16 protein-coding genes are annotated in these 14,409 nt (G+C 66.2%); 3 read left to right on the forward strand and 13 right to left on the reverse strand.

Translation table 11 applies throughout. The annotated features are described in order from the left end of the window. The first annotated feature begins 26 nt into the window (after window positions 1–26). Genes AzCIB_RS10890 through bioD form a run of 3 tightly spaced genes read left to right on the forward strand, consistent with a single transcriptional unit; the run spans window position 27 to window position 2,014 of the window. On the forward strand, window positions 27–536 hold the full coding sequence (locus tag AzCIB_RS10890; RefSeq protein WP_353611546.1) for an alpha/beta fold hydrolase: 510 nt from the start codon (window positions 27–29) through the stop codon (window positions 534–536). Further along, window positions 529–1,344 (forward strand): malonyl-ACP O-methyltransferase BioC, encoded by an 816-nt coding sequence (gene bioC, locus AzCIB_RS10895; protein ID WP_050415919.1) that lies wholly within the window; start codon window positions 529–531, stop codon window positions 1,342–1,344. The genes AzCIB_RS10890 and bioC overlap by 8 nt, the downstream gene beginning before the upstream one ends. Continuing rightward, window positions 1,337–2,014: a dethiobiotin synthase gene (gene bioD, locus AzCIB_RS10900; protein ID WP_050415920.1), complete on the forward strand. Its 678-nt coding sequence runs from the start codon at window positions 1,337–1,339 to the stop codon at window positions 2,012–2,014. Before bioC ends, bioD begins: the two co-directional genes overlap by 8 nt. A 14-nt stretch (window positions 2,015–2,028) precedes the next feature. Here bioD and AzCIB_RS10905 read toward each other — a convergent pair whose 3' ends face one another. Genes AzCIB_RS10905 through uppS form a run of 13 tightly spaced genes read right to left on the reverse strand, consistent with a single transcriptional unit; the run spans window position 2,029 to window position 14,395 of the window. Next, on the reverse strand, window positions 2,029–2,823 hold the full coding sequence (locus AzCIB_RS10905; protein WP_050415921.1) for a TrmH family RNA methyltransferase: 795 nt from the start codon (window positions 2,821–2,823) through the stop codon (window positions 2,029–2,031). Window positions 2,824–2,830: 7 nt separating this feature from the next. Next, window positions 2,831–3,286: a CopD family protein gene (locus AzCIB_RS10910; RefSeq protein WP_050415922.1), complete on the reverse strand. Its 456-nt coding sequence runs from the start codon at window positions 3,284–3,286 to the stop codon at window positions 2,831–2,833. Beyond that, window positions 3,283–3,897 carry a ribonuclease HII gene (gene rnhB / locus AzCIB_RS10915; RefSeq protein WP_050415923.1) on the reverse strand — a complete coding sequence of 205 codons (615 nt, stop codon included), beginning with the start codon at window positions 3,895–3,897 and terminating at the stop codon, window positions 3,283–3,285. Before rnhB ends, AzCIB_RS10910 begins: the two co-directional genes overlap by 4 nt. Further along, on the reverse strand, window positions 3,870–5,045 hold the full coding sequence (gene lpxB / locus AzCIB_RS10920) for a lipid-A-disaccharide synthase (protein WP_050415924.1): 1,176 nt from the start codon (window positions 5,043–5,045) through the stop codon (window positions 3,870–3,872). Before lpxB ends, rnhB begins: the two co-directional genes overlap by 28 nt. Before the next feature lie 4 nt (window positions 5,046–5,049). Next, a complete protein-coding gene (gene lpxA / locus AzCIB_RS10925) occupies window positions 5,050–5,820 on the reverse strand; it encodes an acyl-ACP--UDP-N-acetylglucosamine O-acyltransferase (protein ID WP_050415925.1) in 771 nt (256 codons plus the stop codon). Continuing rightward, window positions 5,817–6,254, reverse strand: a complete 438-nt coding sequence (fabZ, locus tag AzCIB_RS10930; RefSeq protein ID WP_050415926.1) for a 3-hydroxyacyl-ACP dehydratase FabZ — start codon at window positions 6,252–6,254, stop codon at window positions 5,817–5,819. The genes lpxA and fabZ overlap by 4 nt, the downstream gene beginning before the upstream one ends. A gap of 5 nt (window positions 6,255–6,259) precedes the next feature. Then, on the reverse strand, window positions 6,260–7,282 hold the full coding sequence (gene lpxD, locus AzCIB_RS10935; RefSeq protein WP_050415927.1) for a UDP-3-O-(3-hydroxymyristoyl)glucosamine N-acyltransferase: 1,023 nt from the start codon (window positions 7,280–7,282) through the stop codon (window positions 6,260–6,262). 17 nt (window positions 7,283–7,299) lie between these two features. Next, window positions 7,300–7,803 (reverse strand): OmpH/Skp family outer membrane protein, encoded by a 504-nt coding sequence (locus AzCIB_RS10940; protein WP_050415928.1) that lies wholly within the window; start codon window positions 7,801–7,803, stop codon window positions 7,300–7,302. A gap of 36 nt (window positions 7,804–7,839) precedes the next feature. Continuing rightward, the gene (bamA, locus tag AzCIB_RS10945; RefSeq protein ID WP_050415929.1) at window positions 7,840–10,191 is read right to left on the reverse strand and encodes an outer membrane protein assembly factor BamA; all 2,352 of its coding nucleotides are present in this window, start codon (window positions 10,189–10,191) and stop codon (window positions 7,840–7,842) included. Window positions 10,192–10,198: 7 nt separating this feature from the next. Then, the gene (gene rseP, locus AzCIB_RS10950; protein WP_050415930.1) at window positions 10,199–11,563 is read right to left on the reverse strand and encodes an RIP metalloprotease RseP; all 1,365 of its coding nucleotides are present in this window, start codon (window positions 11,561–11,563) and stop codon (window positions 10,199–10,201) included. Next, window positions 11,560–12,762 (reverse strand): 1-deoxy-D-xylulose-5-phosphate reductoisomerase, encoded by a 1,203-nt coding sequence (ispC, locus tag AzCIB_RS10955; protein ID WP_050415931.1) that lies wholly within the window; start codon window positions 12,760–12,762, stop codon window positions 11,560–11,562. Before ispC ends, rseP begins: the two co-directional genes overlap by 4 nt. 3 nt (window positions 12,763–12,765) lie before the next feature. Continuing rightward, window positions 12,766–13,593, reverse strand: a complete 828-nt coding sequence (locus AzCIB_RS10960; protein ID WP_050415932.1) for a phosphatidate cytidylyltransferase — start codon at window positions 13,591–13,593, stop codon at window positions 12,766–12,768. Beyond that, window positions 13,586–14,395, reverse strand: coding sequence for a polyprenyl diphosphate synthase (gene uppS / locus AzCIB_RS10965; RefSeq protein ID WP_050415933.1), 810 nt, complete (start codon window positions 14,393–14,395; stop codon window positions 13,586–13,588). The genes AzCIB_RS10960 and uppS overlap by 8 nt, the downstream gene beginning before the upstream one ends. Window positions 14,396–14,409: the final 14 nt, after the last annotated feature.

Below are 14,409 nucleotides of genomic sequence, written 5' to 3' on the forward strand. Positions count from 1 at the left end.
GCTCGGCAGCCTGATCGCACTCGACCTTGCCCGGCGCCATCCCGAACGGGTGGACCCGCCTGATCCTCATCGGTGCCACACCCTGCTTCGTCGCCCGCGACGGCGACACACCGTGGCCCTACGGACTCGACGCAGCGACAGTCGCCGCCTTCAACGCAAGCTTCGCAACGGATCCTGCTGGCACGCAGAAGAAGTTCATCGCCCTGCAGTCGCTCGGCGACGCACGCCGGCGCGCCGTCGCGGCAGACCTCGCCGCGGCCCTCGCCGATGCCGGGCCTGCCCACGCGCCGGGCCTCTCCTGCGGGCTGGAGCTCCTCGCGAACACCGACCTCCGCGCCTGCGTGCCGGAGATCCTCCAGCCCACGCAGCTGATCCACGGCGCGGGCGACGCGCTGATGCCACTCGCCGCAGCGCAGTGGCTCGCGCGCCAACTCCCGAACGCCCGGCTCACGCGCTTCGACGACTGCGGCCACGCGCCCTTCCTGTCCCGTCCGCTGGAATGCGCCTCGCTCATCGCGGAAAGTCTCGATGACTGAGCGCCGCCGTCACAAACAGGAGGTGCGCCGGGCCTTCGACAGCGCCGCGGACAGCTACGACCGTGCCGCCGCCGTCCAGCGCGAAGTCTGTCATCGCCTGGCGGCCCTCGCGGCGGCAACGCCCCCATCCGGATCCGTTTCCCGCGTCCTCGACGCCGGCTGCGGCACCGGCTTCGGGCTGGATCTGATTGCGCGAGCCCATCCGGCCGCGCACGTCGTCGCGCTCGATTTCGCGCCGGCCATGCTTGCGCGCCTGCGCCAGAACAGCCCCGCCGCCGCGGTCTCGCCGCTGTGCGCCGACCTCGAAGCCCTGCCGCTGGCAGCCGATAGCGTGGATGCAGTCTGGTCCAGCCTCGCGCTGCAATGGTGCGACCCGGCCATCGCGCTCGCTGAGATCGCCCGTAGCCTACGCCCCGGCGGCGTCGCCTGGATCGCGACCCTCGGCCCCGCGACCCTGTGGGAACTGCGCGACGCCTTCGCACGCGTCGACGAAGCAAGCCACGTGATCCGCTTCCACCCCCCAGCCGAATGGATCGCTGCCGCCCGGAAGGCGGGCCTCTCGCCCGTCGCCCAAGACCTGAATCCTGCCTACGCGCTCGGCTCCGACCTGCGCGGCCTGCTGCGCGACATCAAGGCCATCGGCGCGCACAGCGTCGGCGAACAACGGCGCCGCAAGCCCCTCGGACGCGCCGCATGGCGCACGCTGGAAGCCGCCTACGAGCCGCACCGCCGGCCCGACGGACTGCTGCCCGCGACCTACGACCTCATCCTGCTCGCTCTCAAGAAATCGGAGAAAAGTCATGACTGAGCGCCGCGCCTGGTTCCTCACCGGCACCGACACCGAGATCGGCAAGACCTTCGTCACCTGCGCCCTGCTCCATGCCGCGCGCGCCGCCGGCCACAGCGCGGTGGGGATGAAGCCCATTGCCGCCGGCGCCGACCTCATCAATGGCGAGCGCGTCAATGAAGACGCCGCGCGGATCCGCGCCGCCGGCAGCTTCGATCCCGGCCTGCGCCTACTGAACCCGTACTGCCTCGCGAGCCCGATCGCCCCCCACATTGCCGCCGCCGAGGAAGGCATCCGCATCGAACCCGCACGCATCCTGCGCGCCTTCGAGGAACTCGCCGTACGCGCCGACGTGGTCATCGTCGAAGGCGTCGGCGGCTTCCGCGTCCCGCTCGACGAGCGCTACGACACCGCAGACCTCGCCGTGGACTTCGCGCTGCCCGTGATCCTCGTCGTCGGCATGCGCCTGGGCTGCATCAATCACGCGCTCCTCACGGTCGAGGCGCTCGCGGCGCGCGGCCTGCACCTCGCCGGCTGGATCGCGAACCGCGTCGATCCCGCGATGCTGCGTTTCGATGAAAACCTCGCGGCCCTGCTGGCAAGGATTCCGGCCCCCTTGCTGGGAGTCGTCCCGCACGTCCCGGACGGCAATCCGGCGAGCGCCGCCGACGCGCTGCGCTTGCCGGACTGACTAGTCGAACCCGGCTAGCCTGTTGCGCCAGCGCGCCGTTGGCGCACCTGCTCGAACAGACAGATTGCCGCGGCCGCCCCGACATTGAGCGACTCGACGGCGCCCGGCATCGGAATCACCACCAGCCCGCTCGCCAGCCCAGCAACCTCGGCCGACAGCCCCTGCCCTTCCGCCCCAAACAGCCACGCCACCGGTCCCCGCAGGTCGCAGTCATACAGCGGCCGCGCCCCCGCACCGAGGCCCGTTGCGAGGATCTGCCCCGGATAGCCGCGCAGCACCTCGACGACCTGCACGTGCTCATGAATCCGCAGGCAGAAATGTCCGCCCATCCCCGCGCGCAGCACCCGCGGCGACCACGCCTGCGCACATCCGGGCGTGAGCAGGACCTCTTTCAGCCCCGCAGCCGCAGCTGTGCGCAGAATAGTCCCGAGATTTCCCGCATCCTGCACGCCATCCAGCACAAGTAGGGAATCGCACATCCCCTTCGGCTTCGGCGACGGAGGGATATCGATCAGCGCCAGGACGCCCGACGGAGTATCGACCGGGCTCACGTGGGCGAACAACGGATCGGTCAGCTGCAGCACCGGCAGCGCACCGCAGCGCTCGACGATCCCCTGGATCTCCGGCCGCTCCAGCCCCTGCGCGCTCACCACGATCTCGCGCAACGGCCAACCCGCGTCCAGCGCCGCCCGCACGAGGTGCGCCCCATCAAGCAAGGTCAGCCCGCTACTGCGCCGCTCGCGCGATGAGGTCGCGAGCGCATGGAGACGCTTCACGCTGTGATTGTCGCGGGAAGTAATCGCTTTCAAGCCAGCCTCAGACGCCCAGCCCCAACGTCGCGATCGCGACCGTCACGGCGCCGAGCACGATGTTGAAGCCGACACGCTGCCGGATCTGGTTCAGCGCCACTGCGCCCGCCGCCCATTCCTCGCGCGCCACGGCAGCCCGCAGGCGCCGCCACGGCCCGAACCAGATCGACAGGAACACGGCAATCATCACCAGGCCGGTCAGCATCATCAGGTGCCACGCGCGCGGCGCGTTACCGAAGCCGACCTCGACCAGTCGGCCGATGCCGGTCACCGGGAGCAAAACGACCGCCCCCCACACCATCGGAAAGAAGCGCTCGAACACCCCCACCCACAGGGGCAGGCGCTGCGATGGCGGAAGTGCCGTCGCCGCCGGACGCAGGCACAGGTAAGCGAAGGCCATGCCGCCCACCCACACGATCACGCTTGCCAGATGAAGGAAGAGCACCAGATGCCGGAGTGTCACAGCAGCGTCCCCGCAGGCCAGAGTTCGGGATTGTCGATCAGGGCACGCACCGGGCCGAAACTGCGCCGATAGCAGTCGATCACCCCGTGCCGGCGCAAGGCGGCGAGGTGTGCCGCGGTCGGATAGCCCTTGTGCGCGGCGAAGCCATACTGCGGGAAAGCCGCATCCAGTTCCAGCATCTGCGCGTCGCGCACGGTCTTGGCGAGGATGGATGCCGCGGCGATCGCCGGCACCGTCGCGTCCCCCTTCACGACCGCCTCGCACGGAACGTCCAGCTTCGGGCAGCGGTTGCCGTCCACGCGCACGAGATCGGGCAACCGCCCCAGCGCAACGACTGCCCGCTGCATCGCCAGCATCGTCGCATGCAGGATGTTCAGCCGGTCGATCTCCTCGACCGTCGCCTCCGCGACGGCCCAGGCCAGCGCCCGCTCGCGGATCAGCGGCGCGAGCCGATCGCGCGCACGTTCGCTGAGCTTCTTCGAGTCGTTGAGCCCTTCGATCGGCCGCGCCGGATCGAGGATCACCGCCGCGGCCACCACCGAACCGGCGAGCGGCCCGCGCCCGGCCTCGTCGACGCCGCAGATCAGGCCGGTTGCCGGGATGGATTCCATTCGGGCGTCCTGTTGAGGTAAGGAAGGATCGCCGCCGCCGCCTTCTCCGCGGTGTCCTGACGGAGTTGCCGGTGCAGCGCGTCAAAGCGTTGCGCGAGCTGCGCACAGCCGTCGGGGTCGCTGAGCCAGCGGTCGAGCGCGTCGGCAAGCGCCGCTGGCGTCGCCTCGTCCTGCAACAGCTCGGGCACCACGGTCTCGTTGCACAGGATGTTCGGCAGACCCACCCACGGCAGATACGCCATGCGTTTCATCAACCGGTACTGCCACTTGCCGATGCGGTAGCTGATCACCATCGGCCGCTTCAGCAGCGCCGCTTCCAGGCTCGCCGTGCCGCTCGCGACGAGCACCACGTCCGCCGCAGTCATCGCCTCCACGGCATGCCCGAACAGCATGCGGATCGGCAGCTCATCGGCCTGAGCGGTGCACAGCGCCTCGGCGAACAGCTGGCGCGTCTCCCGCGTCGCCAGCGGCACAACGAAGGACACCCCGGGGTGGCGTTCGAGCAGGACCTTGGCCGTTTCGATATAGGTCGGCGCCAGATTGCGCACCTCTGACTGCCGGCTTCCCGGCAGCAAGGCAACCACCCGCCCCTCGGTCGGTAGTCCGAGCAGCTCGCGCGCGCGCTCACGGTCGGGATGCAGCGGAAACGTGTCCGCCAGGGGATGACCGACATAGGTAACCGGGATTCCCGCCTGCTCGTACAGCGCCGGCTCGAACGGGAAAAGGCACAGCATGTGAGACACCGATCGCGCGATGCCCTTGATTCGCCCGCCACGCCAGGCCCATATCGACGGACTGACGAAATGGATCGCCGGCATGCCCGCACCGCGGATCTTGCGCTCCAGCCAGAGGTTGAAGTCGGGCGCATCGACACCGATGAAGGCGTCGGGCCGCTCGGCCTTCACCTGCTTGAGCAGCGTCCTGCGTATCCCGGACAGCTCGCGATAGCGCTTCAGCGCATCGACGTAGCCATGCACCGCGAGCAGCTCGCACGGCCAGCGCACATCGAAGCCTTCGGCCTGCATCTTCGGCCCGCCGATGCCGAAGAATTCCGCATCGGGGATCTTGTGCCGGATCGCCCGGATCAGGTGACTCGCGAGCAGGTCTCCCGAGGCCTCGCCCGCCACCATCGCAATGCGGATTGCCATGGCATCAGCGGACGATACCGCGCTCCGACGAAGCGATGAAGTCGGCGAAGGGCGCAACCTCCGCATGTTCGGCAGCGATCTCGCCGACGCGCGCGCGCGCCTCGTCGAGGCTCAGGCCCGCGCGGTACAGCGCACGGTACGCGCGCTTGATCGCCGCGATGCCGTCCGCCGAATAACCGCGCCGACGCAGTCCTTCGCTGTTGATGCCATGCGGTTTGGCCGGGTTGCCCGCTACGGTCACGTAGGGCGGCAGGTCTTGCAGCAGCACGGTGCCGACACCGCAAAAGCTGTGCGCACCCACGCGCACGAACTGATGCACGCCCGTAAAGCCACCCAGGATCGCCCAGTCGCCGACATGCACGTGCCCCGCGAGCGTCGCATTGTTCGCGAAGATCGTGTGGTCGCCGACGTGGCAGTCATGCGCAACGTGGACGTAGGCCATGATCCAGTTGTCGCTGCCGATCCTCGTGACGCCCGCATCCTGGCTGGTGCCGACGTTGAACGAACAGAACTCGCGAATCGTGTTGCGATCGCCGATCTCGAGCAGCGTGGGCTCCTCGTCGTACTTCTTGTCCTGCGGCGCGGCCCCGATCGAGCAGAACTGGAAGATCTCGTTGTCGCGACCGATCTTCGTGCGGCCCTCGACCACGACGTGCGGACCGATGCGCGTGTTGTCGCCGATCTCGACGTGCTCGCCGATGATCGAGTACGGGCCGATCGAAACGTTCTCCCCGAGCTTCGCACCGGAGTGGACAATGGCGCTCGCGTGAATCATGACAGGGTCTTGAGGGCGCACATCAGTTCGGCTTCGGCCGCGATCTCGCCGGCCACGCGCGCGACCCCCTTGTACTTGTAGATGTTGCGCTTGCTCTGGGTGATCGCGACGTCGAACTGAAGCTGGTCGCCCGGCACGACGGGGCGCTTGAAGCGCACGTTGTCGATGCCCGCGAAATACACCACCGAATTCTCGTCCGGCTTGATGCCCATCGTCTTGAACGACAGCAGCGCCGCTGCCTGCGCCATCGCCTCGACGATCAGCACGCCCGGCATCACCGGATGGTGCGGGAAGTGCCCCGGGAAGAAGGGCTCGTTCATCGTGACGTTCTTCAGCGCCAGGATGCGCTTGCCTTCCTCGAGCTCCAGCACCCGATCCACGAGCAGGAACGGGTAGCGATGCGGCAGGTATTGGAGAATTTCGTTGATGTCCATGGAGCTCACTCAGGCTTGTGTTCGTCGAGGCGTTGTTCGAGGGCGCGTATTCTATCCACGAGCGCGTCGAGATGGCGCAGATGCGCGAAGTTTTTGACCCAGTCGGCGTGACCCTGCACCGGGAGATTGGCGGTATACACGCCAGGCTTCATGATCGACTTCGTGACCAGCGTGCCCGCAGACACGACCACATCGTCGGCGATGCTCAGGTGGCCGATGATCCCCGCCTGACCGCCGATCATGCAGCGCGCGCCGATCGTCGTGCTGCCCGCGACGCCTACGCAACCGGCGATCGCGGTGTAGTCGCCAACGCGCACGTTGTGGCCGATCTGGATCTGGTTGTCGAGCTTCACGCCCTTGCCGATCACGGTGTCGTCGAGCGCGCCGCGGTCTATCGTCGTGTTCGCGCCGATCTCCACGTCGTCACCAACCACGACGCGTCCGACCTGCGGGATCTTGATCCAGCTGCCGTCGCGCTCACGCGCGAAACCGAAGCCGTCGGAGCCGATCACCGCACCCGAATGCACGATGCAGTCCGCGCCAAGCACGCAGCCCGCATAAATGGAGACATTGGCGTGCAGCCGCGTGCGCGCTCCGATGGCTGCGCCCCGCGCGACGCGGCAGCCCGGGCCGATCACGACGCCTTCGCCCAGCGTCACGCCGGCCTCGATCGACGCACCGGGCCCGACCGACACCGAATGCGGGACCGGACTTGCGACGCTCGCCGTCGGATGCACGCCCGGCGCAAATGCCTCGGGCGGATTGAACAGCTGTGCGACGCGCGCGAAATAGGCATACGGATCATGCGTGACGATCAGCGGGCGGTCACTGAGCGCCCGCGCCGCAGGAGCGACGATGACGGCAGAGGCCCTGCAGTCGCGCAAGCGCGACTGGTATTTAGGATTCGCGAGGAAAGCGAGATCGCCCTCACCCGCCTGATCCAGCGTCGCCACACGCCGCACGACCGTGGCCGGATCCCCTACCAGTTCGCCGCCCAGACGGGCGACCAGTTCTTCCAGCCTGAACATGTGGCGCGATACCCGCCTTATTTCGTGTCGGCGAGGGCCTTGATCACCTTCTCGGTGACGTCGATCCGCGGGCTGGCGTAAACGGCTTCCTGCAGGATCACGTCGAACTTCTCGGCTTCGGCGATCTGCTTCACGGCGCGGTTGGCACGATCGAGGACCGATGCGAGCTCCTCGTTGCGGCGCTGGTTGAGATCCTCGCGGAACTCGCGCTGCTTGCGCTGGAAGTCACGGTTCAGGTCGTTGAAGTTGCGCTCCTTGGTGCGACGGTCGGCTTCCGCCATCGTGACACCATTGCGCTCGAGGTCCTCCTGCGTCGTCTGCAGTTCCTTGCCGAGACGCTGGATCTCCTGGTCGCGCTTCTCGAACTCCTTCTCCAGGCGCTGTTGCGCGCGCACGGCCGGCGCTGCCTCGCGCATCACGCGATCCGAATTCACGAATCCGATCTTCGATTCGGCGGATGCCGCCGGAGCCGCAATACTCAGAACCGACGCGGCGAGAACGGACAATGTCGTTGCTTTCACTTATCTCTCCAACAGATATCAGGGTGGCCCTGTCGATCAGAAGACCGAGCCAAGCTGGAACTGGAACTTCTGCAGGTCGTCGTCCTTTTCCTTCTTGAGCGGGATGCCGAGACTGAACTTCAGCGGACCGATCGGCGAACTCCACGAGAAGGCCAGACCGGTACTGTAGCGCAGGTCGCCGAATTTCGCCTTGTCGCCCGACGCCCACACGGTACCCGCGTCGATGAAGGCCGACATGCGGAACGAACGGTCCATACCCGAACCCGGCAGCGGGAAATAGAATTCGGCGTTGGCAATCAGGCGACGATTCCCGCCGAGGGGGTCTCCAGTAGCCGAGCGCCGCACAGTGCCGTCGGAATTCCTGATAACTTCATCATCCTTCGGACCAATGGAAGACTGCTCGAAGCCGCGAACGGAGCCGATACCCCCGGCATAGAAGTTCTTGTAGAACGGCAGCGTCTCGCCGCCGTAGCCCTTGGCCCAGCCGAGATCGGTGTTGAGCATCAGCGCGTAGTCGCGGCCGAACGGGAACCACTGCTGGTACTGGTAGTTGAGCTTGGTGTATTTCAGCTCGCCCGGCGGCACGGCGACTTCGCCGAACACGCGCTGGAAGTTGCCCTTGCGCGGATAGATCACGCTATCGCGCGTGTCGCGCGCCCACCCGGCCGACGCGAGCAGGCTATTGACAGTGACGTTGCCGATGCCGTCATCATTGCTGCAACCCTGCTCCTTGCAGAAGTTGATGTACTGGACGGGGCTCTCGTCAAAAGTCGTGATCCGGGTGCGATCGACCGCAAGACCGAAGTTGATCGAATCGTCCTCGCCGATCGGATAGCCGACGCGCATGCCGGCACCGGTCGACACGGTCTTGTAGGGCGCCACGGACAGCGTGTTCGACGGGTCGTAGGTCCGGTGGTAGAGATCCCAACCCAGGCTCACGCCGTCGATCGTGTAGTACGGATCGGTAAAGGACAGCGCGTAGGTACGGCTCGACTTGCTCGTATTGAGCGCGAGCGTCAGCGCGTTGCCCGAACCGAACAGGTTCTGCTGCGAAACCGACGCCGACAGAACCACCTTCTCCGAACTCGAGAAGCCGGCACCCAGCGAGAGGTTGCCGGTCGCGCGTTCCTTGACGTTGAAGTTCACATCGACCTGGTCCGTCGTGCCCGTCACGGCAGGCGTCTCGACGTTGACTTCCTCGAAGTGCCCCAGGCGATCGACGCGCGTGCGCGAGCGGTTGATCTGTGCGGCGTCGTACCATGCGCCTTCCATCTGGCGCATCTCGCGGCGGATGACCTCGTCGCGCGTCTTCGTGTTGCCGCCGACGTTGATGCGGCGCACATACACGCGACGACCGGGATCGACGAAGATCGTGAACGCGACCTCGCGCCTCTCCTTGTCGACTTCCGGCGCGGCATTCACGTTCGCGAAGGCATAGCCTTCATTGCCCAGCCGGTCGGCCACGGCCTTGGTCGTCTCGGTCAGCTTCTCGCGCGAGAAGATCTCGCCCGGCTTGATCGCGACGAGCTTCTTGTACTCTTCCTCGGGCAGCACCAGATCGCCGGCGAAGCGCACGGCAGAAACCGAATAACGCTCACCCTCGGTGATGCTCAGGGTGATGTAGATGTCCTTCTTGTCCGGCGTGATCGAGACCTGCGTGGAGTCGATGTTGAAATCGAGATAACCGCGGTTCAGGTAGTACGAGCGCAGCGTTTCGAGGTCTGCCGAGAGCTTCTGGCGCGAATACTGGTCGTTCTTCGTATACCAGGTCAGCCAGCCCGGCGTCGTGAGCTGGAAGAGGTCCCGCAGCTCCGACTCCTTGAACGCCCTGTTGCCGACGATGCTGATCTGGCGGATCTTCGCGACATCGCCCTCATCGACCTTGAAATTGATGCCGACCCGATTGCGCTCGAGCGGCGTCACGGTCGTCTCGATCACCGCGGCGTACTTGCCGCGGCTCAGGTATTGCCGCTTGAGTTCCTGTTCGGCACGCTCCAGCAACGCGCGGTCGAAGATCCGCGACTCCGCCAGGCCAACGTCCTTCAGACCCTTCTTGAGCGCATCCTTGTCGAACTCCTTCACACCGACGAAGTCGATCTGCGCGATCGCGGGACGCTCCTCGACGAGCACCACCAGGACGTTGTCCTCGGCTTCGATGCGCACGTCCTTGAAGAAACCCGTGGCGAACAGGCCCCGAATGGCCTCTGCCGCCTGCGCCTCGGTGAATGTTTCGCCCACGCGGACCGGCAGGTAATTGAAGACGGTGCCGGCCTCGGTACGCTGGATGCCTTCGACGCGGATGTCCTTGACGACGAACGGTTCAAATGCAAACACCGGGGCAGCGGCAAAAAGGGCCGCTACGAGCCCGGACAGGAGCTTCAGTTTCATCGGGGAGTCAACCGGAAATGAGACGGGTTATGTCGTTGTAGAAGGCAAACGCCATCAGCATCGCAAGCGCGACCAGACCGATCTGCTGACCGATCTCCATGATGCGCTCGGGGATGGGACCGCCCTTGATAATCTCTATCACATAATACAGTAAATGCCCCCCATCCAGCACCGGGATGGGCAGCAGGTTCAGCACGCCCAGGCTGATGCTGATGAGCGCGATGAACTTCAGGTAATGGTCGAGACCGAGCTTTGCCGACTGCCCGGCGTAATCGGCGATCGTGACGGGTCCCGACAGGTTCTTCCACGAAATCTCGCCGGTGATCATGCGCCCGATCATCTTGAGACTCAGCACGCTGGTCTCCCAGGTCTGCGTGAGCGCCTTGCCAAGCGCGTCGACCGGACCGTAGCGGACGACGGCAAACAGGGCCTCCCTGCTTGCGCCGGCGTCCGCCACCGCCACGCCGATCTTGCCGATCTGGGTGCCGCGATCATCGACGGCATCCGGTACCAGCTTCAGCTCGATGCGCTGCTCGCCGCGCTGCACGACGGCAGCAATCGGCTGCCCCGGACGCTGGCGCACGCGCTCGACCAGTTCGCTCCACGATGCGAGCTTCGCCCCGTCGATCTCGACGAAGCGGTCCCCAGGCAGCAAACCGCTGCGCGCCCCCGCCCCGCCTTCGATGACCTTTCCGACGACCGGCGCGATCAGCGGACGCCAGGCGCGCAGCCCCATGTTCGCGATCAGATCCTGCTCGCCGTCCTCGATTTTCACCGTGGAGAGATCGAGCGAACGATAGGTCTCAACGCCTTCCGCGGTGCGGACGTGGAGCGAAACCGGGGCCGAATCAAGCGCATGGCGCAACAGCACCCAGCGCAGTTCGGGCCAGCTCCGCACGGCCTCGTCATTCACCGCCAGCACCAGATCGCGCTCGCGGATCCCGGCGACGGCAGCCGGCGTAGCCGGGCCGGTCACCGCGAGCTGCGGCTTGAGTTCCTCGGTTCCGGTCGCGAAGAGGCCCCAATAAAGCACCACGGCGAGCAGGAAATTCGCGAGGGGACCGGCCGCGACGATCGCGAAACGCTTCCCCACCTTCTGCCGATTGAAGGCGCGATGCAGCTCCTCGGGTGCGACCTCCCCTTCGCGCTCGTCAAGCATCTTCACGTAGCCGCCGAGTGGAAAGAGTGCAAGCGCCCACACCGTGCGATCGGCACCGGCGGTCCAGCTCAGCAGCGGACGCCCGAAGCCGATGGAAAAGCGCAGGACCTTGACGCCGCACCAGCGGGCAACGAGGTAATGGCCCAGCTCATGGACAAGGATCAGGAGCCCGAGGGCCAGAATGAAGGGGATCAGGTATTCGAAAAGATTCATCGGCTCGTGCCGCGGGCGAGGATAACGGTGCACGCGATGTCACGCGCCCTCGCATCCGCATCGATAATTGCATCGAGCGAGTCGACCGACAAGCCGTGCGCGCGTTCCAATGTCGCTGAAATTACATCCGCAATCCCGCGGAAACCGAGACGCCCGTCGAGGAAGGCCGCCACAGCCTCCTCGTTCGCCGCATTGAGGACCGCGGCTGCAGCGCCACCCTCGCGCAGCGCCTGATAGGCCAGCGCCAGGCAGGGGAAACGCTCGAAGTCGGGGCGCTCGAATGTCAGGCGCGCGATCTCGAACAGGTCGAGCGAGCGCACCCCCGCGTCGATGCGATCGGGGTAAGCCATGGCGTGCGCGATGGGCGTGCGCATGTCGGGGTTGCCGAGCTGAGCAAGGACGGAGCCGTCGGCGTACTCGACCATCGAGTGGATCACGCTCTGCGGATGGACGACGACCTCGATGCGTTCCGCCGGCAGACCGAACAGCCAGTGCGCCTCGATGACTTCGAGCCCCTTGTTCATCATCGTCGCCGAATCGACGGAGATCTTCCGCCCCATGACCCAGTTCGGATGTGCACACGCCTCGTCCGGCGTGACGTTGGCGAGGCTTTCGGCCGAACGCTCGCGGAACGGACCACCCGACGCGGTGAGCAGGATTCGCCGGATCCCGCGTTCGTCCGCGTTGCGACGGAAGTCGTGCGGCAGAGCCTGGAACACCGCGTTGTGCTCACTGTCGATCGGCAGAAGCTGCGCCCCGCTGTCCGCGACCGCCTCCATGAACAGCGCGCCGGAAAGAACCAGCGCCTCCTTGTTCGCGAGGAGCACGCGCTTGCCGGCTCGCGCAGCGGCCAGCGTCGGAGCAAGGCCCGCGGCGCCGACGATCGCGGCCATGACCGCATCCGCCTCTTCGTGGCATGCAACGTCGATCAGCGCGCCAGCGCCGTCGAGCACGCAGGTCTTCACCCCCGCGCCCTGCAGCCGTTCGCGCAGACGCGCTGCGGCGGCGGGATTCACCATCACCGCGAAGCGCGGCGAAAACCGCACGCAGAGTTCGACCATCCGGTCGACGCTGTCTTGCGCCGTGAGCGCGAAGGCTTCGAAACGGTCGGGGTGGCGGGCGATGACGTCGAGCGTGCTCATGCCGATCGAGCCCGTGGCCCCGAGCACCGTCACACGTTGAATTGTCGTATCAGGCATCGATCAGATTGCGAGCCAGAGGGACACGAGGCCCACCAGCGGGAGGGTTGAGGTGAGGCTGTCGATGCGGTCGAGGATACCGCCGTGCCCAGGCAACAAGGTGCCGCTATCCTTCAGGCCGGCCTGCCGCTTGAGGAGCGACTCGAACAGGTCACCCAGGATGCTCACGGCAGTGAATCCGGCCAGCAGCGGAATCAGCACAACGACGAGCGGAGAGCGCGCGAATTCCAGCGAGGAGCCCAGCGCCAGCAGCACACCGAAGATCACGACCCCTACGAGGGCGCCGCCAGCCCCCTCCCAGGTCTTTCCCGGGCTGATTTCGGGCGCAAGCTTCCGCCGCCCGAATGCGCGACCGGTGAAGTAGGCCGAAATATCCGCTACCGACACAGCCGCAATGACCGCAAGGAGCAGAAGCGGACTGACCGACCTCAGGTGGGCCATCGCGAGCGCAGGGGGAAGCAGGACGATCAGGCCGACGAGCACCGTGCTCGCACTTCCCTGCAGCCGCCATTTCCGCTTCAGCCAGAACGGCACCACGGCAAGCCAGAATGCCGCGCTGAGGGCATAGAACCCGACAAACCCGACCGGCGGCTGCCGCGCATCGCCCGCGAGTCCCGAAACGACCCCCAGCAGCAGGCATGCGGCCCCCATCAGCACCGCGTACACCGCACGCTGAACGCCGGCAAATCGGCCCAGCCCGCCCCACTCCCACGCCGCCCCGCCGCAGATCAGGCTGGCGAACGCCAGCCACCCGAGGGACGGCAGGAAGAAAAGCGCGCCAAGCAGGACGCCCAGCAGCACAAATGCGGTAATGACCCGGGTCTTAAGCATGATCCGCCGAATCCCGGCTCGCCTCTTCCTGTTTCGCGGATTTTTCGGATTCGCACAGCTGCTCGCTGGTACGGCCGAACCTGCGTTCGCGCGACCTGTAAGACGCAATCGCCAGCTCGAGCGCCTTCTCGTCGAAATCAGGCCAGAGCGTGTCGGTGAAGTAGAGCTCGGAATAGGCGAGCTGCCACAGCAGGAAATTGCTGATCCGCTGCTCGCCTCCGGTACGGATGAACAGGTCCGGCTCGGGACCGTAGTTGAGCGACAGCTCCGCGTTCAGATCGTCTTCGGTGAATCCCGAACGGCGCTCGGGATTCGTCGCGAGCATGCGCTCGACGGCCTGCAGGATGTCCCAGCGCCCACCGTAGTTGGCGGCGATCGTGAGCGTGAGCCGGCCGTTGCGCGCAGTCAGCTCCTCAGCGCGACGGATCATGTCGACGAGCGCGGGCTCGAATCGGGACAGATCGCCGATCACGCGAAAGCGGATGCCATTTTCATGCAGGCGATCGATTTCCTTCTGCAGCGAGCGCATGAAGAGCTGCATCAGGAACGAGACTTCGTCGGCAGGACGGCGCCAGTTCTCGGAACTGAAGGCGAACAGCGTCAGGTGGGACACGCCCTTCGCCATGCAGGCCCGGATCACAGCGCGGACCGATTCGACGCCCTTGCCGTGACCGGCCACGCGCGGCATGAAGCGCTTGCGCGCCCAGCGCCCGTTGCCGTCCATGATGATGGCGATGTGCTGCGGAACGCCGGAGACCTCCGGGATTTCGCGCGTGGAGCTGGTAAAAGGTTTACGCGCCATCATGCGTCTCCCGC

The sequence above is a fragment of the Azoarcus sp. CIB genome (genome assembly GCF_001190925.1).
Lineage (GTDB): Bacteria > Pseudomonadota > Gammaproteobacteria > Burkholderiales > Rhodocyclaceae > Aromatoleum.

What these genes read in the sequence shown, in the direction of transcription:
- bioC (WP_050415919.1), top strand. Translation starts at nt 529, where the DNA reads ATGACTGAGCGCCGCCGTCACAAACAGGAGGTGCGCCGGGCCTTCGAC.
- bioD (WP_050415920.1), top strand. Translation starts at nt 1,337, where the DNA reads ATGACTGAGCGCCGCGCCTGGTTCCTCACCGGCACCGACACCGAGATC.
- rnhB (WP_050415923.1), bottom strand. Translation starts at nt 3,897, where the DNA reads ATGGAATCCATCCCGGCAACCGGCCTGATCTGCGGCGTCGACGAGGCC.
- lpxB (WP_050415924.1), bottom strand. Translation starts at nt 5,045, where the DNA reads ATGGCAATCCGCATTGCGATGGTGGCGGGCGAGGCCTCGGGAGACCTG.
- lpxA (WP_050415925.1), bottom strand. Translation starts at nt 5,820, where the DNA reads ATGATTCACGCGAGCGCCATTGTCCACTCCGGTGCGAAGCTCGGGGAG.
- fabZ (WP_050415926.1), bottom strand. Translation starts at nt 6,254, where the DNA reads ATGGACATCAACGAAATTCTCCAATACCTGCCGCATCGCTACCCGTTC.
- lpxD (WP_050415927.1), bottom strand. Translation starts at nt 7,282, where the DNA reads ATGTTCAGGCTGGAAGAACTGGTCGCCCGTCTGGGCGGCGAACTGGTA.
- bamA (WP_050415929.1), bottom strand. Translation starts at nt 10,191, where the DNA reads ATGAAACTGAAGCTCCTGTCCGGGCTCGTAGCGGCCCTTTTTGCCGCT.
- rseP (WP_050415930.1), bottom strand. Translation starts at nt 11,563, where the DNA reads ATGAATCTTTTCGAATACCTGATCCCCTTCATTCTGGCCCTCGGGCTC.
- ispC (WP_050415931.1), bottom strand. Translation starts at nt 12,762, where the DNA reads ATGCCTGATACGACAATTCAACGTGTGACGGTGCTCGGGGCCACGGGC.
- AzCIB_RS10960 (WP_050415932.1), bottom strand. Translation starts at nt 13,593, where the DNA reads ATGCTTAAGACCCGGGTCATTACCGCATTTGTGCTGCTGGGCGTCCTG.
- uppS (WP_050415933.1), bottom strand. Translation starts at nt 14,395, where the DNA reads ATGGCGCGTAAACCTTTTACCAGCTCCACGCGCGAAATCCCGGAGGTC.